Annotated in this window: 26 protein-coding genes and 1 tRNA gene; 20 read left to right on the plus strand and 7 right to left on the minus strand. The window is 60.9% G+C overall.

The genetic code is table 11. The annotated features are described in order from the left end of the window. Positions 1–364 precede the first annotated feature (364 nt). The 18 genes from exaA to B7O88_RS18065 all read left to right on the plus strand — a co-directional run bounded on the left by exaA (position 365) and on the right by B7O88_RS18065 (position 15499). Positions 365–2221 (plus strand): quinoprotein ethanol dehydrogenase, encoded by a 1857-nt coding sequence (gene exaA / locus B7O88_RS09245; RefSeq protein WP_088275479.1) that lies wholly within the window; start codon positions 365–367, stop codon positions 2219–2221. 49 nt (positions 2222–2270) lie between these two features. Continuing rightward, complete coding sequence (locus B7O88_RS09250) at positions 2271–2936, plus strand: pentapeptide repeat-containing protein (RefSeq protein ID WP_088275481.1); 666 nt, start codon at positions 2271–2273, stop codon at positions 2934–2936. An 89-nt stretch (positions 2937–3025) separates the two neighbouring features. Further along, positions 3026–5359 (plus strand): putative bifunctional diguanylate cyclase/phosphodiesterase, encoded by a 2334-nt coding sequence (locus B7O88_RS09255; protein WP_088275483.1) that lies wholly within the window; start codon positions 3026–3028, stop codon positions 5357–5359. A gap of 489 nt (positions 5360–5848) precedes the next feature. Then, positions 5849–7099 (plus strand): tyrosine-type recombinase/integrase, encoded by a 1251-nt coding sequence (locus B7O88_RS09260; RefSeq protein WP_088275485.1) that lies wholly within the window; start codon positions 5849–5851, stop codon positions 7097–7099. Positions 7100–7180: 81 nt separating this feature from the next. Continuing rightward, positions 7181–7435 (plus strand): hypothetical protein, encoded by a 255-nt coding sequence (locus tag B7O88_RS09265; RefSeq protein ID WP_235005768.1) that lies wholly within the window; start codon positions 7181–7183, stop codon positions 7433–7435. Continuing rightward, on the plus strand, positions 7432–7713 hold the full coding sequence (locus tag B7O88_RS09270) for a hypothetical protein (protein ID WP_088275487.1): 282 nt from the start codon (positions 7432–7434) through the stop codon (positions 7711–7713). The genes B7O88_RS09265 and B7O88_RS09270 overlap by 4 nt, the downstream gene beginning before the upstream one ends. Beyond that, on the plus strand, positions 7710–7982 hold the full coding sequence (locus tag B7O88_RS17955; RefSeq protein WP_088275488.1) for a hypothetical protein: 273 nt from the start codon (positions 7710–7712) through the stop codon (positions 7980–7982). The genes B7O88_RS09270 and B7O88_RS17955 overlap by 4 nt, the downstream gene beginning before the upstream one ends. A gap of 90 nt (positions 7983–8072) precedes the next feature. Beyond that, on the plus strand, positions 8073–8711 hold the full coding sequence (locus B7O88_RS09280) for a hypothetical protein (protein WP_088275490.1): 639 nt from the start codon (positions 8073–8075) through the stop codon (positions 8709–8711). Between the two features lie 117 nt (positions 8712–8828). Then, the gene (locus B7O88_RS09285) at positions 8829–9017 is read left to right on the plus strand and encodes an AlpA family transcriptional regulator (RefSeq protein WP_088275492.1); all 189 of its coding nucleotides are present in this window, start codon (positions 8829–8831) and stop codon (positions 9015–9017) included. Further along, positions 9018–9305 (plus strand): helix-turn-helix domain-containing protein, encoded by a 288-nt coding sequence (locus tag B7O88_RS09290; protein ID WP_088275494.1) that lies wholly within the window; start codon positions 9018–9020, stop codon positions 9303–9305. It begins immediately after the preceding gene. Between the two features lie 2 nt (positions 9306–9307). Next, positions 9308–9451, plus strand: coding sequence for a hypothetical protein (locus B7O88_RS17960; protein ID WP_160003171.1), 144 nt, complete (start codon positions 9308–9310; stop codon positions 9449–9451). After that, complete coding sequence (locus tag B7O88_RS09295) at positions 9439–10311, plus strand: toprim domain-containing protein (protein WP_088275495.1); 873 nt, start codon at positions 9439–9441, stop codon at positions 10309–10311. Before B7O88_RS17960 ends, B7O88_RS09295 begins: the two co-directional genes overlap by 13 nt. After that, entirely contained in the window at positions 10308–11945 is a 1638-nt protein-coding gene (locus B7O88_RS09300) for a DUF3987 domain-containing protein (protein WP_160003170.1), read from the plus strand. The genes B7O88_RS09295 and B7O88_RS09300 overlap by 4 nt, the downstream gene beginning before the upstream one ends. Further along, positions 11942–12505 (plus strand): TubC N-terminal docking domain-related protein, encoded by a 564-nt coding sequence (locus tag B7O88_RS09305; protein WP_088275498.1) that lies wholly within the window; start codon positions 11942–11944, stop codon positions 12503–12505. The genes B7O88_RS09300 and B7O88_RS09305 overlap by 4 nt, the downstream gene beginning before the upstream one ends. Further along, a complete protein-coding gene (locus tag B7O88_RS09310; protein WP_088275500.1) occupies positions 12502–12732 on the plus strand; it encodes a helix-turn-helix domain-containing protein in 231 nt (76 codons plus the stop codon). The genes B7O88_RS09305 and B7O88_RS09310 overlap by 4 nt, the downstream gene beginning before the upstream one ends. Positions 12733–12814: 82 nt before the next feature. Beyond that, positions 12815–13093 (plus strand): hypothetical protein, encoded by a 279-nt coding sequence (locus B7O88_RS09315; RefSeq protein WP_088275502.1) that lies wholly within the window; start codon positions 12815–12817, stop codon positions 13091–13093. 400 nt (positions 13094–13493) lie between these two features. Further along, a complete protein-coding gene (locus tag B7O88_RS09320) occupies positions 13494–14624 on the plus strand; it encodes a phage major capsid protein (protein ID WP_088275504.1) in 1131 nt (376 codons plus the stop codon). A 467-nt stretch (positions 14625–15091) separates the two neighbouring features. Further along, positions 15092–15499 carry a hypothetical protein gene (locus B7O88_RS18065; protein WP_140418573.1) on the plus strand — a complete coding sequence of 136 codons (408 nt, stop codon included), beginning with the start codon at positions 15092–15094 and terminating at the stop codon, positions 15497–15499. On the opposite strand, the gene B7O88_RS09325 is transcribed toward B7O88_RS18065, so the two are convergent. The 5 genes from B7O88_RS09325 to dapA form a co-directional block, all read right to left on the minus strand. Continuing rightward, positions 15500–15589 (minus strand) — tRNA-Ser (locus B7O88_RS09325). It abuts the gene before it with no gap. Positions 15590–15634: 45 nt separating this feature from the next. After that, the gene (purC, locus tag B7O88_RS09330) at positions 15635–16348 is read right to left on the minus strand and encodes a phosphoribosylaminoimidazolesuccinocarboxamide synthase (RefSeq protein WP_088275506.1); all 714 of its coding nucleotides are present in this window, start codon (positions 16346–16348) and stop codon (positions 15635–15637) included. A 36-nt stretch (positions 16349–16384) separates the two neighbouring features. Next, on the minus strand, positions 16385–17146 hold the full coding sequence (locus B7O88_RS09335; protein WP_088275508.1) for an MBL fold metallo-hydrolase: 762 nt from the start codon (positions 17144–17146) through the stop codon (positions 16385–16387). Beyond that, positions 17124–18278, minus strand: coding sequence for an outer membrane protein assembly factor BamC (gene bamC, locus B7O88_RS09340; protein WP_088275510.1), 1155 nt, complete (start codon positions 18276–18278; stop codon positions 17124–17126). The genes B7O88_RS09335 and bamC overlap by 23 nt, the downstream gene beginning before the upstream one ends. A 36-nt stretch (positions 18279–18314) precedes the next feature. Beyond that, on the minus strand, positions 18315–19190 hold the full coding sequence (gene dapA / locus B7O88_RS09345) for a 4-hydroxy-tetrahydrodipicolinate synthase (RefSeq protein ID WP_088275512.1): 876 nt from the start codon (positions 19188–19190) through the stop codon (positions 18315–18317). 230 nt (positions 19191–19420) lie between these two features. Here dapA and B7O88_RS09350 point away from each other — a divergent pair, with 230 nt between their 5' ends. Both B7O88_RS09350 and B7O88_RS09355 read left to right on the plus strand, forming a co-directional pair. Then, a complete protein-coding gene (locus B7O88_RS09350; protein ID WP_088275514.1) occupies positions 19421–19978 on the plus strand; it encodes a glycine cleavage system transcriptional repressor in 558 nt (185 codons plus the stop codon). A gap of 18 nt (positions 19979–19996) precedes the next feature. After that, positions 19997–20464, plus strand: a complete 468-nt coding sequence (locus B7O88_RS09355) for a peroxiredoxin (RefSeq protein ID WP_088275516.1) — start codon at positions 19997–19999, stop codon at positions 20462–20464. 23 nt (positions 20465–20487) lie between these two features. On the opposite strand, the gene B7O88_RS09360 is transcribed toward B7O88_RS09355, so the two are convergent. Further along, complete coding sequence (locus tag B7O88_RS09360; RefSeq protein WP_088275518.1) at positions 20488–21585, minus strand: AI-2E family transporter; 1098 nt, start codon at positions 21583–21585, stop codon at positions 20488–20490. A gap of 6 nt (positions 21586–21591) precedes the next feature. After that, positions 21592–21843, minus strand: coding sequence for a sulfurtransferase TusA family protein (locus B7O88_RS09365; RefSeq protein ID WP_088275520.1), 252 nt, complete (start codon positions 21841–21843; stop codon positions 21592–21594). Positions 21844–21957: the final 114 nt, after the last annotated feature.

The raw sequence follows: 21957 nt of genomic DNA on the forward strand, positions 1-21957 counted from the left end.
GGCCGAATCGATTGCGCAAGTGCATTGCTGTCGATGGCCATGGTAGGAAGCAGCCGCAATCGGCCCAATGCTGCTTTGGTGGCCGCGATCTAGTTCGTTGGTAGTAGAAACCACATCGAACCCGACCAGAAAGCCTTGTTCTAGAGCGGCTACGACGGCTGTGACCGAACACCGCATACTCATTGGGCCAAATTCACTCCGCCCCAAGTCCTGCTACCTTTCACCCGCTACCAAGCGCCACCGGTACGGGCAATTTTCCCGCCGTACCCGGGCTGTTTTCCGTATCCGCGCCCTGACACCACGCCCACCATGAGCCGTGGATCAGCCCTCGCTGAACACGCCAACGATCAACAGGAAAACTGCCATGAAAACAACAAGACTTCCCGCGCTGAAGCCCGTCAGCCAGGCCATCAGGAGCCTGGTATTCGCCGCTGGCCTCGGCCTCGTCGCGGGCCCTGCTGCGGCCACCCCGGTTACCTGGGAGGACATCGCCAACGACCACATGACCACCAACAACGTGCTGATGTACGGCCTGGGCACGAACGCCCAGCGCTACAGCCCGCTGAACATGGTCAACGACGAGAACGTGTTCAAACTGACGCCGGCGTGGTCCTTCTCCTTCGGTGATGAAAAGCAGCGCGGTCAGGAATCCCAGGCCATCGTCCATGATGGCGTGATCTACGTCACCGGCTCCTACTCGCGCATGTTCGCCCTTGACGCCAAAACCGGGCGGCGACTGTGGAGCTACTCGCATCGCCTGCCCGACGATATCCGCCCGTGCTGCGACGTGGTCAACCGCGGCGCCGCCATCTACGGAGACAAGGTGTTCTTCGGTACTCTTGATGCCGGCATCGTTGCGCTCAACAAGGACACCGGCAAGGTGGTCTGGCGCAAGAAATTCGCCGACCACAAGGCCGGCTACACCATGACCGGCGCACCAACCATCGTGCAGGACCAGGCCACCGGCCGCGCGCTGCTGATCCACGGCTCCTCCGGCGATGAATTCGGTGTGGTCGGGCAGCTGTTTGCCCGCGACCCGGAAACCGGCGAAGAGGTATGGATGCGCCCGTTCGTCGAAGGTCACATGGGCCGTTTGAACGGCGAAGACAGCACCCCCACCGGCGACGTAAAAGCGCCCTCCTGGCCGGATGATCCGAACTCGCCGACCGGCAAGGTCGAGGCCTGGAGCCACGGCGGCGGCGCGCCCTGGCAGAGCGCCAGCTTCGATGCGGCAACCAATACCATCATCATCGGTGCAGGCAACCCGGCCCCCTGGAACGGCTGGGCACGCACTCCGGAAGATGGCAACCCGAACGACTACGACAGCCTCTACACCTCCGGGCAGGTCGGCGTCGACGCCACCACAGGCGAGGTCAAGTGGTTCTACCAGCACACCCCGAACGACACCTGGGACTTCTCCGGCAACAACGAGCTGGTGCTGTTCGACTACGAGCAGGACGGCGAGAAAGTACCCGCGACGGCCCACGCCGACCGCAACGGCTTCTTCTATGTGGTTAACCGCGAAGACGGCAAGCTGATGAACGCCTTCCCGTTTGTCGACAACATCACCTGGGCAAGCGGCATTGACCTGGAAACCGGTCGCCCGATCGAGAACGCAGGTCAGCGTCCGCCGCGCCTGGAAGAAGGCCAGGAGCGCAGCGAAGCGATCGAGGTCTCCCCGCCGTTCCTCGGCGGCAAGAACTGGAACCCGATGGCCTACAGCCGAGACACCGGTCTGTTCTACGTTCCGGCCAATCACTGGAAGGAGGACTACTGGACAGAAGAAGTCAGCTACACCAAGGGCTCCGCTTATCTGGGCATGGGCTTCCGTATCAAGCGCATGTATGACGATCACGTCGGCATTCTGCGCGCGATGGACCCGCAGACCGGCCGCGTGGCATGGGAGCACAAGGAGCCACTGCCACTGTGGGCCGGTGTACTGGCCACCGGTGGCAATCTGGTATTCACCGGCACCGGCGATGGCTACTTCAAGGCCTTCAACGCCGAGACCGGCGAGCAGCTGTGGCAGTTCCAGACCGGCACCGGGATCATCTCCCCGCCGATCACCTGGGAGCAGGATGGCGAACAGTACATCGGCGTGACAACCGGTTACGGCGGCGCGGTTCCACTGTGGGGCGGCGACATGGCCGAGCTGACAAAACCGGTCGCTCAGGGCGGCTCGTTCTGGGTATTCAAGCTGCCCAGCTGGGCCAACGAGTAACCCCCTGAAACGCCCTGCCCACCTGGTGGGCAGGGCTATGGAGAAGAGCATGAAACTGCTTATTCGTTTGACTGCCAGTCTGCTGGCACTGGGCAGCCCCGCGTTGCTGGCGCAGAGCGCTGACATTGCCGAGGAAGACATTCGCACGCTGAACGGCTGCGCGCTGATTCCCGGCACGCAATGCCAGGGTGCTGATCTGCGTGGCGCTGATCTCCGCCACCTGGATCTGCGCAAGGCGGACCTGACCGGCTCCGACCTGCGCGATGCAGACCTCCGTCATGCAGTACTTGACCAAGCCAGACTCGACAACGCCCGGCTCGAAGGAGCCAACTTTACCCGTGCCAGCTTGCAGCAAACCGCCATGCGCGGCGCCCAGGCCGACGAAGCACAGTTTGTGGCCATCAGTGGCTGGAACCTCACAGCGCAGGGAGCCAGCTTCAAGGGCGCAGACTTTACGGGCGCCAGCCTGGACTTTGCGCGTTTCAGCGGTGCAACCATGCAAGGCACCGTGCTGCGCGCCGCCAATCTGGAGATGGCCTGGCTGCCCAAGGCCGATATGGCCGGCGCCGACCTGCGCGACGCCAACCTGCAGGAAGCCAAGCTCAACCACGCCAACCTGACCGATGCCAACCTGGAAGGCGCTCGCCTGCACTACGGCACCTTTCTGGACGTCACCATGCATGGCTGCCGGGCCTGTCCGGTTGATTGGGAATAACTCGGCTGCGACCTAAAGCCTATCGTCAGATGTGATTGCATTCTGCTAGTGTCTAGACAGAATGCAGTCACGTCATCGGTGGGTGTCGTTTGAAACCATATTCACAGACCTTTGAATCACTGCGCGACGACATCGCGCAAATGTACCGCAGTAACGAGCGCGAAATGGCGCTGTTACGGGGCACCCACCTCACCTCGGTAATTCGCGTTACGCCCGCGATGATGTTTGCCAACGTCGGCGCCGGCGGCTGCATCCTGCTGAGTTTTTCGCCCGATATTCCAAGCGGGCTATGGGTCTGGTTTTGTGCTCTCACCCTGAGCTGCCTGCTCGCCTGCGTCAGTTGGTGGCGAATGCCGGATAAGGGTCTGATGACGTCAGGTGTAAGCCGAATAAAGCGCTCTACCCTTCTCGCGGCGGGGCTAGCCTGCCTTTGGGGTGTGATGATCATCCTCTGGTTCCCAACCAGTGGTGGCCTGCAGCAGATGACCATCTCGACACTGGTAACAGGAATGATCGGCGCCGGCGGGTTTGTTCTCAGCCCGCTGCCACGTGCCAGCATCATCTATGTCGGCATATACACGCTGGCCTCCCTGATCGGCCTGCTGTTTACCGGTCAAACTCACTTCTTTGCTTTCGCCCTGCTGCTGTCACTCTACTCGCCGATGGTAGTCATCGGTGCGCTGCTGTCGTGGCGCAAATCAACCGACCTGATCAATGCGCAGCGCAAAGCTTCGCGCCAGGGCGAAATGCTCTCGGTGCTGCTTCAGGACTTCGAGCTGGATGCCGGTGACGCGCTGTGGGAAACAGACGCCGATGGCATGCTCAACCACGTTTCGCCGCGGCTGATCGAACTGCTTGAACTGGCGCCCAATGAGCACCTGGAAAAACGCTTCGTGGAGCTGCTGAGTGATCGCTGCGCGGAGTTGAAGAAGCAAGGCACCGAACTGATTGAATGTCGCCAGAACTTCCGTGCACTGCCGCTCAGCTTGCAAGGCCGCCGCGGAGTGCGCCACCTGGCCTTGACGGGCAAAATTCTTCTGGATGATCAAGGCCGCTTTGTCGGACGGCGTGGCATCGTCAGCGACGTGACCGACAAGGTCAACAACGAACGCATGCTGCAAACCCTGGCCCATACCGACTCACTGACCGGCCTGGCCAACCGTTTCAAGCTGCGCGACACCATCAGTGCACTGGTCAAACGCGACCAGCCACTGGCCCTGCTATCGGTCGACCTGGACCGCTTCAAGAGTATCAACGACAACCACGGCCACAGTACCGGCGACGCCCTGCTTCAGGTCATCGCCCGCCGCCTGCTCGGTTGCGCCGGCGACAACATGCTGGTCGCCCGCCTCGGCGGCGATGAATTCGCCTTGGTGGTATGGCAGTTTGAGAGCAGCACAGAGATCACCACCCTGGCCCAGAAGCTGATCAGCAACCTCAGTAACCCTGTCACCGTCGCTGAGCGAGAGTTTCGCGTTGGCGCCAGCATCGGTATCAGCGTGCGCCCGCCGGGCGGTCCTCATCTGGATGATCTGATGGTGCAATCGGATATGGCACTCTACACAGCAAAGGCTGCGGGCAGGGGCTGCTGGTCGCTCTACTCCGAGGAAATGGGCGAGCGCAGCCGGCGCAGACTGGCCATTGAAGAGGGTTTGCGACACGCCATTGAGCGAGGGCAGATTCAGGTTCACTGGCAACCAAAGGTTGATCTCGCGCAGTGGGAGATTGTCGGCGCCGAGGCATTGATTCGCTGGAGCCATCCCGAGCTGGGCAGAGTCGGACCGGACGAGTTTATTCCCATTGCCGAACAGTGCGGTCTGATTGACGGTCTGGGCCACTGGGTACTTGAGGAGGCCTGCCGGGCCGCAGTCAACGAACTGCAAGGGCTGACCATTTCAGTCAATGTCTCGGCGATGCAGATACAGTTCGGGCATTTTCTTGAGGACCTCAAGACCCTGCTGCAACGCTACCAGCTCGCCCCGCAGCGGCTTGAGCTGGAGGTCACCGAGTCGGTAATTTTGGATGACCCGGATCAGGCGCTGGCCATGCTCCACGCCATCCGTGAGACCGGCGTAAGACTGGCACTGGACGACTTCGGTACTGGCTACTCGTCTTTGTCGTACTTGCGCTGCTTTCCGTTCGACACCCTGAAGATCGACCGCTCATTCATTACCGAATTGCTGACCCGACAGGATGCCCAGGCCATCGTGCGGATGATTACTGAGCTGGCCATCACCCTCAGCAAGCGTACGGTCTGCGAAGGCGTTGAAACTGCCGAGCAGCTCAATGCCATCTGCGCCACTGGCTGCAACGAGGTACAGGGCTATCTGATATCCGCGCCGGTGCCGCTCTCGGCATTCCCGCGCAGCCTGCCCGAGCGCCCCAGCGTTGTCACGGTCATGACAAGCGAGCTGCAGAACTGACGCCGCCCGGCCCTGAGATGGCAGGTAAGCTTGCAGGCTCGGTCGAACGAGGGTTCTCACCGAGAGCTCGCCGGATAAACAAAAACGCCCAGCTGAGCCGGGGACTGTGCCGTCTGAGACTTCGTCAGGGATTATTCGGCGCTGCGCGCCTCACCCCTCTTCGAGGGGCCGCCGTCGCGATGCTCCGGCGTTCCTCGCCTGCAAGCAGGCTCGGTCGAACGAGGGTTCTCACCGAGAGCTCGCCGGATAAACAAAAACGCCCAGCTAGGCTGGGCGTTTTTGTTTATTGGCGGAGAGTCAGTCCTACAAAAACCAATCTATAAGCGTCTATTCAATTCCACTAAACGAACAAAATAAATCAACAAAGCCTAGCATTCACGGGCATTACAGCCTAACATCCGTCCAACAAGCACCAAAGCACCCTGTTTCCTTCCACCATCTTAATGGGGGATCAAATGGGGGATCAGCCGAATAAGTGGGGGATCAGGCATGGCGGACCGGACTGCAAACAAGCTGAAATCCAAGCAGGTGGAAAGCCTGACAGAGCCGGGAACCTATGAGGACGGCAACGGCCTGCGCCTTGTAGTCAGCAAAACTGGCCGCAAGTCGTGGGTGTTCCGCTATCAGATCAACGGCAAGCGCCGGGAGATGGGGTTAGGCAAATACCCTGGCCGTTCACTGGAGAACGCCCGCAGGGATGCCGAGGACGCTCGCAGACAGATCGCTAGCGGCATTGACCCTATCGACGCCGCCCATGCTGAACGCGAAGCCCAGCAGGCCGCCGCTATTGTCGAGGCCGCCAAACGGATCACCTTTGACCAAGTGGCCGCCGATTACATTGCCGCCCATCGCGCCGGCTGGAAGAACGCCAAGCATGCCCAGCAATGGGAAAACACTCTGAACACCTATGCATCGCCCGTTATCGGCAAGCTGTCACCGGATGACATAACCACCGAGCAGGTGTTGAAGGTCCTGCAACCGATCTGGACGACCAAGCCCGAAACCGCAAGCCGAGTGCGCAACCGCATTGAGTTGGTACTGGACGCAGCCAAGGCACGCGGCCTGCGCGATGGCGAGAACCCAGCCCGCTGGCGCGGACACCTGGATAAGCTGCTGCCCAAGCGTGCCAAGGTGCGAGCGGTGAAGCATCACCCCGCCCTACCCTGGCAGGACCTGCCCGCGTTTATGGCGCGACTGAGCGAAGCCGGCAACCTGACGCACGCCGCCATGCGCCTAACCATCCTGACCGCCTGCCGCAGTGCCGAGGTGCTGAACGCTGAATGGTCGGAGATCGACATGCAGGCCCGCACCTGGACCATTCCAGCCGAACGCATGAAGGCCAGCAAAGAACACCGGGTGCCACTATCTGACGCTGCCATCGCTGTGCTGGAAGCCCTGCCCCGTGATGATGACAGCCCCTATGTGTTCCCTGGTGCCCGACGCGGCCGCCCGTTGTCCAATATGGCTATGCTGATGGGGCTGCGCCGTCTGGAGCGTGACGACCTGACCATGCACGGCTTTCGCTCCACGTTTCGGGACTGGGCAGCAGAGGCCACCCATTACCCGCGCGACGTATGCGAGCAGGCACTAGCCCATACCATCGGCAATGCAGTTGAGGCGGCTTATCGGCGTGGCGATCTGTTCGACAAGCGCCGGGCCATGATGGATGACTGGGCGCATTACGCGACCACCGCCCCAAGCGGCAAGGTAGTGCGCGGCAATTTCAAGAAATCTGGATGACCGGACGGCATCCGATAGGTGCCGGGCCGCTGTTGGAGCAGTGGCCCGGCTATCACACGGCGACTATACGAGGTACACGCCATGCAATACCAAGAGCATATCAAGAAGCTGCCTAAACTGGCATGGGACCACGGCGAGCGGACGGTAAGCGCTGCACTCGGGCTTGATGCTATAGCCAACCTGCTAGGCGCTGACGGTTCTGAGCACTACATGAATAACGAGGACCGCGAAGGCCTGGCGCACGCAATTCGTGCTTTGTCCGGGTTCCTTCATAGTGCAGGCAACGACCTGTGCGAAGAAGCCGAAATGTGCGGCGCGCTGGAGAAATCACAATGACCACTGAAAACACTACTGCTCTCCTGCATAGCATTCTTGGTGAAATAGGAACCGCAGCAAACACCCTGGGCGGCGAGCTTATGGAGGCGTGCGCCACCGCAGACGCTTGCACCGGCCGACGCCTGCACGCGCTTGGGGCATTGGCTGACAAAATCGGCTGGCTTGCAGACCTGGCGTTGGAGAAAACCACCGGGAGCGCGGAAATTGTGGGCGATGCCGAAGACTGGTTTCTGCCGCCGAGTTACCACGCCGCCAAGAGCATGGAGGGCAAGCAATGAACAAGTCTACGCACCCCAAGTTCGATTCCGCTGGAGACTTCACCCGGTTTCTTGTCGTGCAGCGCGGAGACATACTCCGAGGCCCCTATGGGTATCTAGGACCATTCGCAACTGACGATGAAGTAGATCTAGCCTGCGAACGGCTGGCCTTGGCAGAACCGGCACAGAGCTTCTACGCAGCAGAATGCATGCTTATCTCGGTCGCAGCATCGGAGATCGAGGCGGACTACCAACAGGCATTGCGACGCCTTGACGGCCTAGCAGCCTAACCGAGTTCGACCAGCCTAGCCCGACGGGGCGAAAAGCGGATCACCTACCCGCCTGGCTGGTTGATTTAGTAGGTCGCCTGAGGAGGCGCTATGAAAGTATCAGACCTTGTTTTGTATCGCCGATTTGACCCAAAGGTTCACGGCATTACGGCAGAGGAAGCACTGGACCGAGCAGTTGACGGCGAGATACCCGTCTTTTACAAAATTGACGCGCCCGTCACGCTTCACGGCCCAACACATACCGAGCCAAGTGGAAAGAAAGTTGCCGGCCCAGACCTTGGCAAGTGGCACAGCATCACTATTCAGATACCGCAAGGCCTCCTGTTCGACCTCATGCTCGACGAGCAAGCACACCTGACCGACGCAGATGGCAACCCAACCGCACTTGAGGTTGAAAGCGTCTACCCTGCCGCTCCACAAGAGTTCAGCTCATACTTGCTATGGCCGGAAGGCCGCCCGATCCAGCTAGAGAGGGACAAGCTATTTTTCAACGCTGCCGACTTGAAGGGGCTTGCTACCGACAAAGAGCGACCAATACATACAAGAGAGCGCCGGAACGTAGCCCAGATCATAGCCGCGCTGGCACGCATGGCTGACCTTGACCTGTCCGAGCCTTACAAAGCGTACGATGCTATGGAGAGCTCGAGCGACCTAGCCGGCGCGCAACTCCCCAGCAAAGACACAGTGGCAAGATGGCTCAAAGCCGCCCATGCAGAAGATAAAGCATGAACGCCAGAGTCTAACTAGAACAACGGCAATTCTAGTTAGAACACCTCAGAGGCAACCATCTATTGAATGCATAACCACAACCCATTAAGCGCCAACAAGCGCAAAGGAGTTCTGGTTATGTCTACCCGCTACATCATGCGCCTGCCGGAAGTGATCGAGAAAACCGGCTACAAGCGCGCCAGCATTTACAACTTCATGAAGGCCGGCACGTTTCCGCAGGCCCGCCGCATCGGTCCGCGCGCCGTTGGCTGGGATAGCCTGGAAGTCGAAGCCTGGATCGCCAAGCAACTGGGGGAGGTCGCCTAAATGACAGGCAAAGAAAAGGCCGACCCGAAGGCCAGCCCCAATACACACAGCCCCAATAATACCAGTACTGGCGCTCAACGCGCACGACTGCTGGAGCACCTGGAATATGGCGCGGTGGACACCATCACCGCCCGCAGCAAACTGAACGTGATGCAGCCCGCCGCACGCATCAAGGAACTGCGCGACGCCGGCCACAACATCAGTACCCAACGCATCACCCAGACCGACGAACACGGCCGCACCCATAAGGGCGTCGCGCTGTACTACCTAAGCCAGTCGGAGGCATAACCATGACCACCAACCAACACTGCCGGCAGGCGGTGACGCCCCCGGCTTGCCTGCAAACAACCAACGCCCTGTTGCTGGCGCTGCAACCCGCTGGCCCTGACCTGATACTGCTGCTGGCGCTGGAGGTGCTGCTATGGACTGCATAACCGCCTTCCGTGATGCCCCGCAAGCGGTCTATGGAGCAATGGACCTGGACCCGATAGCAGACGGCATGATTCATCGTTTCACCGTCCCCGGCGACCGACCCGGCAGCAATAACGGCTGGTACGTCCTGCACGCTGGCGTCATTGCGTCTGGTGCCTTTGGTAGCTGGAAGATTGGCGACTGCCACACCTGGACCAGCCGGGAGCCTGCCGACCAGCGCGAAGCCCACCACCTGCGCCAGCAGATGGAACAGGCCCGACGCCAACGGGAGGCAGAGCAACGCCAGCGCCAGCAGGCCACCGCCGAGTATGCCCGCAAGCTGTGGCGTGATGCCCGCCGCGCCGATCCAGAACACCCCTACCTAACCGCCAAGGGATGCCGACCGCACGCCCTCCGCCAATTGGGTGATGCCCTGCTGGTGCCGCTGACCCACAAAGGCGAGCTGATGAACGTACAACGCATCCACCCAGACGGCAGCAAGCGCTTTCTGTCTGGTGGCCGCGTGAAAGGCTGCTGTAGCCCGCTGGGACTGATACAAGCAGGCCAGCCCCTGTACCTGTGCGAAGGTTGGGCAACCGGCGCAACCCTGCACGAGAACACCGGCCACCCCGTCGCCTGCGCGATGAACGCCGGCAACCTGTTAGCCGTCGGGCAGCAGCTGCAACGCACCTACCCTGACGCCCTGCTGATCGTAGCCGGTGACGACGACCGCCAGACCGAGGGCAACCCCGGCAAGACCGCTGCCATTACCGCCGCCGCGACGCTGGGCTGTGGCCTGATCCTGCCGCCCTGGAGCGGTGACGAACCCCTGACCATGACAGACTTCAACGACCTGCGCCAATGGCAGGAGGGCAAGCTATGACGCTGATACCAGATCCCACCTACCCCCAGCCGTTGCCGCTGATGCCTGAAGCATCCGAGCCCGCGCCCTATCCGGTGCATGTTCTGCCAACACTGCTGCAAGACGCTGCAAGGGCTATCGCTCACCATGTGCAGGCACCCGAAGCCATCGCCGGGCAATGCGTTATTGGCGTCGCTGCCTACCTGGCTCAAACCCGCGTCAATGCCCCCGCGCTGAATCGCCTGGACGGCATGCCCTGCTCCCTGTTCCTGCTCACACTGGCAAACAGCGGCGACCGCAAGAGCGAGTGCCGCCGCCTGGCGTTTCGCGTCATCGACGACGCCGAGCGCGAAGCCCGCAGCGCCTACCGCCAGCAGTGCAAAGAGATCGAGGACGGGGCGGCACACCTGAAAGGCAAAGCCCGTGATGAGTACCTGGCAGAGCATCCATTGCCGAGTGATCCACGCACGCAATACAGCGACGCCACGTTCGAGCCGATTGCAGGCGACTTTATCCGAGGCATGCCGGCTGCCTGCTGGGACACCGACGAAGGCGGCCAGCTGTTTGGTGGTGCATCACTGAAAGCCGATACCCGCGCTTCAACACTAGGCGGCCTGGTCAAGGCGTTTGATAGCGGCACCTTTGAACGCACGCGATCACGAGGCAACGTCGAGGGCTCTGGCGTGGCCTATCACCGCCGCCTAAGCGTTCACCTGCTGGCGCAGGCTGTGACAGTGGCCGAAGCGCTGGACGACCCGCTATTGCAAGGCCAAGGCTTCCTGCCGCGCTTCCTATTCGCTGACGCCCCGAGCCTGGCCGGTACGCGCCTTTTGACCCCGGACCGCATGCACAGCAGCGCATTTAACGATCCGCGCCTGCATCGTTTCTGGGACCGCTGCCGGGCCATCATGGCAACCGATGCTGCCATCGACACCGAGACGGGAGAGGTGACACCGCCCACCTTGCAGCCAACCCCGGCGGCCGAAGAAGTCTGGCGAGAGCATTACAACGCCACCGAAGCCGAACAGAGCACACTAGGCGATCTGGCAGGCGTGCGGCCTTTCGCTGGACGCGCTGGCGAACTAGCCAGACGCCTAGCCGCCGTCCTCGCCTGTTTTGAGCAGTGCCCAGAGATCACCGACAGCATCATGCAAAGCGCCTGCGCGATAGTCCGCTACTCGGTTGGTGAGTGGGCGCGCTACACCGAGGGGGAACGCCTTAGCCCTGACCTGAAGCAGGCCGCAGCGTTAATAGCCTGGCTGGTAGAGAAAGATTGGCAGTCCTTCGATGCCCGGCAACTACAACGAGAAGGCCCCCAATCTGTTCGCCGCAGCGCCAAAGCCCGCGACCGCCTGCTAGCCGTCCTGGTCGAGCACCGCTATTTGCTGACCAGCAACGGAAAGCAATTTCAGCTAAACCCCGCTGCGACAACTGCGACACCCGCGACAACGCCCGCCACACCTAGCCCCGGAACGTGCGACACCTTTGCGACAACCTGCGACAAATCAGAGCCGGCCGACACTTTGTCGCAACCTGTCGCAACTCTGTCGCAACCGTCAAACCCAGTAAACACGGGACTTGTCGCGGGTGTCGCAAATGTCGCAACCACTTCACGCGAAAAAGAACAGGCCGCCCTGTTTGAGGGGGAGATATGAGCCCCGCCCACCTGATCGAACACGCCCGGCAATCCGGTGTTGTACTGATGCTGATTGGCGACCGCTTGACCTGGAGTGCACCCGAACCACCAACCCCCGATCTGCTGGCCCTACTGCGCGACCACAAGCCCGCCGTAATCGAGCACCTGCGCCAGCAGCAACGCACCTGGCTGGAGCGTGTGGCCGCCCTGCTGAACACCACCGCAGATGATCTGCTGGCGCGTGGATTGATCGACGCCAGCGACATGGCAGAGCAGTACCGGACAGACCCACGACACGCCGCCAAGCTGATCGCCAGCTGCCCGGATTGGCTGGCACTGGCGCGAGTATGCGGGCAATTGCGGGAGCAGTACGCGCGCGCGCATGCGCGCGTAGGCCCGTTTCGCGAAAGCAACCCCATAAGCGGGAGCAGCAACACCCGCACCGCTGAATGGACGGCCGCGCGCGACGCCCTGCACCGTCACAGCCTGAGCAGTTGCCCTGCCTGCCATCCGGCGACGGGGCGATACTGCCCGACCGGCCGGGCACTGCTGGCGCAATACCTGGAGCAGCAGCCATGACCATCGACGACGAGATTCGCGCCCACCTGGAGCGCATGGGCGTAGTACCACTGCTGGGCGGCCTGATACCTGAGCCTGCAACAGCAGAGATGCTTGGCTATGCACCGTCCTGGCTGCGCCGGCTAGCCGCTGCCGGCACCCCGCCCCTGCCCTATGTGCGCAGAGGGAATCGGCGCTTTTACAGAATCGACGACATACGACGCTTTGTGACTGAAACCAACGAATGACGCCCGAGAACGCCCTACCAGCAGAGCAGCAACGGGCCTAATTTGGGCTTATCGGGCTTTTTCATCAGATAGAGGACAGCGAATGACCAGTGCAGCACCAACCAGAGGCCGCCAAGCGAGAGCCACCAAAGCCGAAGTAACCAATGCCTGGCGCCGCATTCGCGACGCTGCCGAGGATGGCAGCTTGCTCGGTAGCGCCCTGCTGATCGCACTCAGTGAAGGCAAACCGTTTGCGCACGCTGATGGCGGCATCCTCAACCTGCCCGGTCATGGCGGCTGGGTAGGCGATCCAGCCGACCCCGGCGAGACAATCCGGGCAGCTATTCAAGCCGGCACTACCACCCGGGGCGGCGACCAATGAGCACACCCAGGGCGGCGATCAAAAGCATTCGCGACTATGAGCAGTTCCTCAAGGTCCGAGGCTTTAGCTGCCGAGAGGCAAAGATTCTGGCGCGCGCCTGGCGCACGCTCGAGCCACCAGCGCAGGGGGAGGGTTTTCGGGCATAGGGCTGCCCCAGTTTCGCGACTCCCCTGCGCGGGCCTCCCGAGTCGCGAAACAGCCCAGGGACAATGACCGCTTGAGTCACCCGTAGCAGTACATCGAGCAAGGCATAGGGGGCGGCACCGGGAAGGTGCTGCCGGCCCCCTTCGACGAAGGAGCCGCGGCGAGAGGTCGCGAACCACCCGAACTGATTGCTGGCGTGAGGCCTGGCGGCATCGGGAGTCGCTGAACACTCAATCCCCAACTGAAGGACACCACCATGCCTACAGACCTGAAAGACGTACAAGCAGTGGCCGAAGCCCTCGGCCAGAAGTTCGACCAGTTCAAAGCCAAGCAAGACGAGCGTTACGACCTCATCGAGAAGGAACTGGTTACCCTGAAGCGCCCCGGAAGCATTGCCGAAGGTCGCAAATCGCAAGCGAGCAGCGAAGGCAAATCAGCCCTGCGCACCTACATCAAGAGCGGCGACGACAGCGGCCTGATCGAGCTGCAAGGCAAAGCCATGTCTATCGGATCAGATCCGGATGGCGGCTATGCTGTGCCCGAGTATCTCGACCAAGAGGTGGAGAGCCTGGAGCTCGACGCATCAGCCATTGCCCGCCTGGCGCGAACCGTCACCACCGCAGGCCCGAACTACAAGAAGGTGATTAACCTGCGCGGCACAACCTCTGGCTGGGTCGGAGAAACTGACGGCCGCCCCGAAACGGGCACCCCGCAGCTCGCGATTATCGATATTCCGGTAGGCGAGTTGTACGCCAACCCGAAGTTGACCCAAGCGATGATCGACGACGCCATGTTCGACGCCGAGAACTACATCACCACCGAGATTGGCGACGAGTTCTCCGACCAACTGGGCGCGGCGCTGTTCAACGGCGACGGCACCAACAAGCCGACCGGCATCCTCACGAAGACCATCACCGCAGAGGCCGACGGCGTTCGCGCATTCGGTAGCCTGCAATCGGTCGAGTCGGAGACCGCTGGAGCGATTGGGTTCGACGACCTCAAGAACCTGAAAGCCGCCCTTCGCGCCAAGTACCGAACCGGTGCCGCCTGGATCATGAACGACAACACCGCCCTGGTGCTGAGCAAGATCAAGGACAACAACGACGACTATGTGTGGCGCGATGCAGTGGCGGAAGGCGAGCCCGACACCCTGTTCGGTTACCCGGTCGAGATCGACGAGAACGCACCGGACATTGCGGCCGGCGCATACCCTGTCCTGTTCGGCAACTTCCAGCGGGGCTACTACATCGTGCGCCGAACTGGCCGCCGCCTGCTGCGCGATCCGTTCACCAGCAAGCCATACGTTAACTTCTACACGACCGAGCGTGTAGGCGGTGACGTGGTGAACAGCGAGTGCATCAAGCTGCTGAAGGTCAAAGCGTCGTAAAGGTGACGGGGGCAGGCAATCTGCCCCCTTTCCTGATGCCGCAGCAGGCGTCATAACGGGACACCGCCCCGCATCAAAACCAGCCCTTCCTGCATTTCTGCGAAAACACTGCACACCAAGCACGGCGCGGCCTGTAGCCGATTCCTGCATTTCTGCACTGAGAGGATGCAGGAACACATTCGGCAGCATGATCCATATCTGGATCACTCGCCCCGCCAACAGTGCGCCTATCGAGCAGCCACTATATCTAGGCCCAGCCAGCAGGCTTTACCACCACTGGAGGTAAAGGCCTAGCAAACGCTGACCTGTCCGCATCGCGTGCGGACACATCGAGCCAAGCCCCGCGCCCCGGTCAATGGGTCCTCCCGGCCACCCCTGCCCCGAGGGTAATTCGGGCCCCGCCATCACGCTATGTACGACAAAAATGCAGAGGTTGGTTGTTGTGTTGTCAGCGCGATGAAACGCGCATGGAAGACGGCCTGCATGCCGTCGATATGCCAACCAACGCCTGGTATGACAACGAGCCAAGCCCCAAAGACGAATCGGTGCCGACGCGACGCTGTGCGCGGTGGCTTGGACGCCTACACCGCTGGACGGCTAGCGTCACGGATCTGGAACAGGGAGGGGGGAGGCAAAAAGCTGGAGCTCTGGATATCCCGAACGACGGGGGGAACCGTTTTTATGTTTCCGCAAAATTCGCATTCTGGAAATTATGGGCAGACCACGCAAATCGACGCCCTGGGGACCTCGGATTTCCACAAAATTCGTATTACCGAGAGAACGGCTTTCCGCCAACCAAATGGGGGATCAAGTGGGGGAACAGCGAAACCCAAAAACAACAAAGCCCCGATATACGGGGCTTTGAGGTCGAATAGTGGCGGAGAGTCAGGGATTCGAACCCTGGGTACGGTTGCCCGTACAACGGATTTCGAATCCGTCCCATTCGACCACTCTGGCAACTCTCCAAGTCGGCGCGCATCTTACCAGCATTCGCGGGCAGGACGGAAGCCTTACGGCAGCGGTACGCCCAAGCGATGGGCAACTTCTTCGTAGGCTTCGATCACGCCGCCAAGGCCCTGGCGGAAGCGATCCTTATCCATCTTCTTGCGGGTTTCCTTGTCCCACAGGCGGCAACCGTCCGGGCTGAACTCATCGCCCAGGACGATTTCGCCCTTGAACAGGCCGAATTCCAGTTTGAAGTCGACCAGAAGCAGGCCGGCAGCGTCAAACAAGCCCTTGAGGATGTCGTTGATCTTGAGGGTCAGTTCCTGCATGCGCGCCAATTGTTCAGCGGTCGCCCAGCCGAAGGTGACAACGTGCGACTGATTGATGAAAGGGTCGCCCTTGGCGTCGTCTTTCAGGAACAGTTCGAAGGTCGGCGGCGTCAGGGCCATGCCCTCTTCCACACCCAGGCGCTTGACCAGGCTGCCGGCGGCGAAGTTACGCACGACGCATTCGACCGGGATCATGTCGAGCTTTTTGACCAGGCATTCGTTGTCCGACAGCAGGGCGTCGAACTGGGTCGGAATACCCGCTTCTTCCAGCTTCTGCATGATGAACGCGTTGAAGCGGTTGTTGACCATGCCCTTGCGATCGAGCTGTTCGATCTTCTTCCCATCAAAGGCGGAGGTGTCGTTGCGGAACAGCAGGACCAAGCGATCCGGATCATCGGTGGTGTACACCGACTTGGCTTTACCACGATAGAGTTCGTTACGTTTTTCCATTATCGGCTCCCGCTGTCCGCAACATGGTGATGGGTGTTACTCGATGGTCTGCCAGGGCAGCCCTTGATTCTGATGTGCCATAAGCAGGTTGCCGGACCAATCGGTCAGGGCCTCCTGCATGGCGGCCAGAGCGAGCTCGGGCCGATTATTCTTTTCGCTGATATGGGCCACGGCAATATGCTGCAAACGCTCGCGGCCGCCGGCAATGCGCAGAAATCCGGCCGCCTGCTGATTGCTCAGGTGGCCCAGATCACCGCCTACACGCGCTTTCAGGAAGGCCGGATAGGGGCCGACCGACAGCATGTGCGGATCATAGTTGGCTTCGAGAAAAAGCGCATCCAGATCGGCGTAATGTTCAACGATCCAGGGGGTAATGGTGCCAGTATCGGTCAGCACGCCGAAGCGCCGCCGGCCGTCGTCAAAGATGTACTGACAGGGCTCACGCGCATCGTGGGGCACGGCAACCGGGGTAATCTCCAGATCGCCAATCTCGAAGCGCCCGTGCAGATCGACCCAGCGCAGATCCAGGCCCTCTTCGCGCAGCTCAAAGCCGGTACCGGGGGTAAGGTATACCGGCAAGCCATAGCGGCGTGCCAGCTTGCCGACCCCCTGGATATGATCGCTGTGCTCGTGGGTGACAACAATGGCGCTCAGTTGGTCGCCCCGCAGACCGGCTTCAGCGAGGCGCTGCTCGGTGGCCCGCAGGCTGAAACCGCAATCCACCAGCACCCGAGTGGCACCCTGTTCAATCAGGGTGCCGTTACCACGACTGCCACTACCGAGGGAGCAATAGCGCACCGCCGTTGGACCCCTCGTTCAAGCCGCGCTGAATGCGCTCCAGCAGGTCGCGCGCGCGTGCCGAATCTGCCGCTGTTTCAATGCCGGCATCGACACTGACTTCAATCCGGTTGGAGGACGGGGTCAGGCGCACCTGCAGCTGATTCTCGTCAGCTACCTGTTGCTCGGCTTCATCGTCACCACCGAACCAGCGGGCGAAGAAGCCCGGCTCTTCCTTCTCGGAGCGGGTCCGATCCAGGTCAACATAGTAGACACCGGAGCTGCGATTGTAGTCGGTCACAAGGACATCGGCGCGAGCCAGGGCCTCGCCAACATCGGCCCAGGCGCGGTTAAAGTCGGCGCTGATGTACAGGACGCTGTTGCCTGCGCCGTCCTGCTCGAGGCTGTTCTCAACCGGACCACTGTTGATGATGCTCGAGACCAGAGCACTACCGCCAGCGCTAACGCTCTGGTTGAGATAAGTTTCCAGCTCGGCCAGCAGACCACGCTCGAAGTTGGGGTTATCGGAACGCGCCGGCCACTGGCTGTCACTGTCGCCAATGTCCCGGTTCTGATGGATCACCTTGATCTCGCTGGTGCCGGCGTTGACGCCCGGTTCCAGGCGAACACGGAAGCGTTGCTCCTCATCGTCCACCCGGCGGCCATCCTCAAGCAGCGGCATCATGCGACGCACCAGCGGATTACCGGCAGCCTCACCGAAGTTGACCCACTCGGTGGAGAACTCGCTGAGCGCAGCGTCCTGCTCGGCCATGGGCACCCGATAATCGGACCAGAAGCGTGCCAGCAGCGGCCAGACTTCGTTGGCAGGCAGCTGAGCCACCAGCCAGCGTGAGCTGCCCTGCTGCTGCAGAGCAAAGGCCGAGCTGTCGGCGCTGGCCAGCATCGGGCGTGGGCGCGGCGTTTCAAAGCCGTCTTCTCCGGCCGGCGCAGCTGCTACCTGGCCCGGCACCGGCAGCAGATCGCCAATGGAACGCGTTTGCAGATCTGCCGGGATAGTCATCCGCGGTGCGACCTCGGCCTGCTGATAGTCACTGCCACGATCACGGAAAAATCCGTTGTCGCCCATCAGATACCCACAGCCGCTCAGGCTGGCCAATACCCCCAGAGTCAGTGCACTCAGCACAGGCTTCATAAACGTTTCCTTGGTCAACAGGTCTTCCCGGTTAGATTACAGCATCCCGCATTGGCGCAGAGCGCCGTGCACGGCGTCATGGCAGCGAGCACTGAGCGGCGTCAGAGGCAAACGAATGCCATCGGCGATCAGGCCCATTTCCATCAACGCCCACTTGACCGGAATCGGATTGGATTCGATAAACAGTGCCTTGTGCAACGGCATCAAGGCTTCATTGAGACGACGGGCAGTCTGCTCGTCGCCACGCAGGGCAGCAGCGCACAATTCATGCATCTGTTGCGGTGCGACGTTGGCAGTAACCGAAATATTGCCCTTGCCGCCCATCAGAATGAGTTCTACGGCAGTTGCGTCGTCGCCCGAGTAGACCGCCATACGACCATCGACCCGCTCAATCACCTCACGGGCACGCTGCAGGTCACCGGTCGCTTCCTTGATACCCACGATATTACTGATGGCAGACAGGCGCTCGACAGTTTCCGGCAACATGTCACAGGCCGTTCGGCTGGGCACATTGTAGAGAATCTGCGGGATAGCCACGGTTTCGGCGATATGCTTGTGATGCAGGTACAGGCCTTCCTGGGTCGGCTTGTTGTAGTAGGGCGTCACCAGCAATGCGGCATCAGCGCCCACACTGCGTGCGGCTTCGGTCAGCTCAACGGCTTCACGCGTAGAGTTGGCACCGGTACCGGCGATCACGGGAATGCGGCCGGCCACCTGCTGTACCACCCGACGAATGGCTTCCTTGTGCTCGGCCATATCGAGGGTTGCAGACTCGCCGGAGGTACCGACTGCAACGATGCCATCGGTGCCCTTCTCCAGGTGGAAGTCGATGAGACGCTCCAGTGCCTGCCAATCGAGGCCCCCGCCGGAATCCATGGGTGTTACCAGCGCCACCAGACTACCCGAGATCATGCAACTCTCCACTTGAAACAATAAACGGCAATGGTACTTTCGCGCTGCGGCCAGTACAAGGGAAGCGCCGATTAAATACGCAGGCTTGCGACGGATCGACAGCCCTCTGGACACAGGGCATCAACCCAATCGGCGGCGGCAGTTGAACCGCTCCCGACAGGCTGTGACAATAGGCCCTTGCTTTGCGCCCGCCAGACGGGCGATGCCCTTTTTTCAGCCCGAGGAACCCAATGTCCAGCACCCCGAGTCACCGCGAGCAATATCTGGTCGTTCATGTCATGGGCCAGGAAACCACATCGCTTGCCAGCCTGCTGACTCGCCTGTGCACCGAGCACCGCTGCCAGATCGTCAGCAGCCGGATGAGTCGCCATGGCTCCTGCGCCGTTCTGCTGCTTCAGCTCAGCGGCAATTGGGATGCGCTGGCACGCCTGGAGTCGCTGCTGCCGGCGCTGGCCAAGCGTGAGCACTTCCAGTTGTCCATGAGCCGCAGCCACAGCATCGACGAGCGCCCCCAGGCACTGCCGTACAACGTATTTGTGACGGCGGCCCAGCGGCCCGAACTGGTCGGTGAACTTTGTCGTTTCTTTCAGCACCTGAACATCGACATCGAGGAGCTGCACAGCTTCACCTATCTGGCCCAGCACACCGGCACCGCGATGCTGAACCTGACGCTGACCATCGCCATTCCGGTGCAGACCCAGCTAAGCTGGCTGCGGGAGCAGTTTCTGGACTTCTGTGACGAACTCAACCTGGATGCCGTGATCGAACCCTGGCGTCCGCTTCACTGACTAGCTGACGAGGTTTTCATGCACGTTGAACTGAACAAGCCCGTACCGGATTTCAGCGCCCAGGCCACTGGCGAGCAGACCGTGACACCGGCAAGCCTGGCCGGCAAGAACGTTGTGATCTATTTCTACCCCAAGGACAACACCCCCGGCTGCACCACCGAGGGCCAGGACTTTCGTGACGCCCATGCCGAGTTTGCAGCGGCCAACACGGTCATTTACGGGGTATCCAAGGACAGCCTGCGCACCCATGCCAACTTCAAGGCCAAGCATGAGTTCCCATTCGAGCTGATCAGCGACCCGGACGAGGCGCTATGCCGCCTGTTCGACGTAATCAAGCTGAAGAAGCTGTACGGCAAGGAATACGAGGGAATCGAGCGCAGCACCTTCCTGATCGACGCCAAGGGCGTGTTGCGTCAGGAATGGCGCAAGGTGAAGGTACCCGGCCACGTGGCCGAGGTGCTGGCCGCCGTCCGCACCCTCGGCTGATCGTCAGGTACTCGTTCGCTGCCTCAGGCCTGCTCGGTCCGAGGCAGCTCTTCTGACTTGATGTCATGGGCGGCTTCAATGCCGCGTGGCCAGGCGTAGAGCACGGCCTTGAACAGGGTCGCCAGCGGGATCGCAAAGAATACCCCCCAGAACCCCCACAAACCGCCGAAGATCAGCACAGCGGCGATAATTGCCACCGGATGCAGGTTGACCGCTTCGGAGAACAGAATGGGCACCAGCACGTTGCCGTCCAGTGCCTGAATCACGCCGTAAACGATCATCAGCATCATGAACTCGTTACCGAGCCCCCACTGGAACAGACCAATCACGGCAACCGGGATGGTTACAACCGTAGCGCCGATATACGGCACCAGCACCGACAGGCCCACCAGCACCGCCAGCAACGCCGCGTAGTTGACGCCGAGAATGGCAAACGAGATGTAGGTTACCGCCCCTACGATCAGAATTTCGACCGCCTTGCCGCGAATGTAATTGGCAATCTGCTGGTTCATCTCGGTCCAGACGACGCGCATCAGCCGGCGCTCACGCGGCAGATGACTCACGGCCCAATCGGTTATGGTCTGGCTGTCCTTGAGGAAGAAGAACACCAGGATAGGTACCAGCACCAGATAAACCAGCACCGTAACGATGACCGGCAGGCTCGCCAGTGACTGCGACAGCGCCCACTGACCAAACGAGCCCACCTCGCCGTTGATGGAGGCCATCAGGCGCTCAATCTGCGCGGCGGAAATGAACGACGGATACTCCTCAGGCAGATGCAGAAGCTGATCACGCCAGGAGGCGATCATTCCCGGCAGCTCGTTGAACAGATTCAGCATCTGCTTCCAGACCAGCGGCACCAGCACGCCGAACAGTGCCGCCAACGCGCCGAGAAACAGCAGAAACACAATCCAGACTGCCAGGCCGTGCGGCAGCCAGCGCTGCAGCCGCGATACCAGCCCCTGCAGCAGATAAGCGAGCACCACACCGGTCAGCAACGGCGCCAGCTTGTCACCGAAACTGATAACAATGGCAAACCCCAGCGCCAGCACAACCGCAAGCACAACCGCCTCTTCGTCGGAGAAATAGCGCTGAACCCAGCCTCGAAAAACTTTTAGCATCGGAACCTAATCTGCTTTACGCAACCAATAGTGAAATTCGCCGTCCAATACCCGGGACTCAAGCAATGCATGTCCGGACAACTCCGCGAAGCGTTGAATATCCCGCTGAGACCCCGCATCAGTGGCAACCACATGCAGCGTCTGGCCTGCTACCATGCCGTTCAAGGATTGCTTTGCCTTGAGCAAGGGCAACGGGCAAGACAGACCGCGGGCGTCCAGCTCGACGTCGATGGGTAGATGGGTGTTTTCAACAGACATGCAGGGACTCCACAGCGAGTGGGCCACAGTATAGCCTTGACGGCTCTCACTCCGACAACTGCCAGCACGGGTACGCAACAAAAATGATGCAAAAAAGGATGTCCAGCCGACCGC

The organism is Halopseudomonas aestusnigri (assembly GCF_002197985.1).
Classification (GTDB): domain Bacteria; phylum Pseudomonadota; class Gammaproteobacteria; order Pseudomonadales; family Pseudomonadaceae; genus Halopseudomonas; species Halopseudomonas aestusnigri.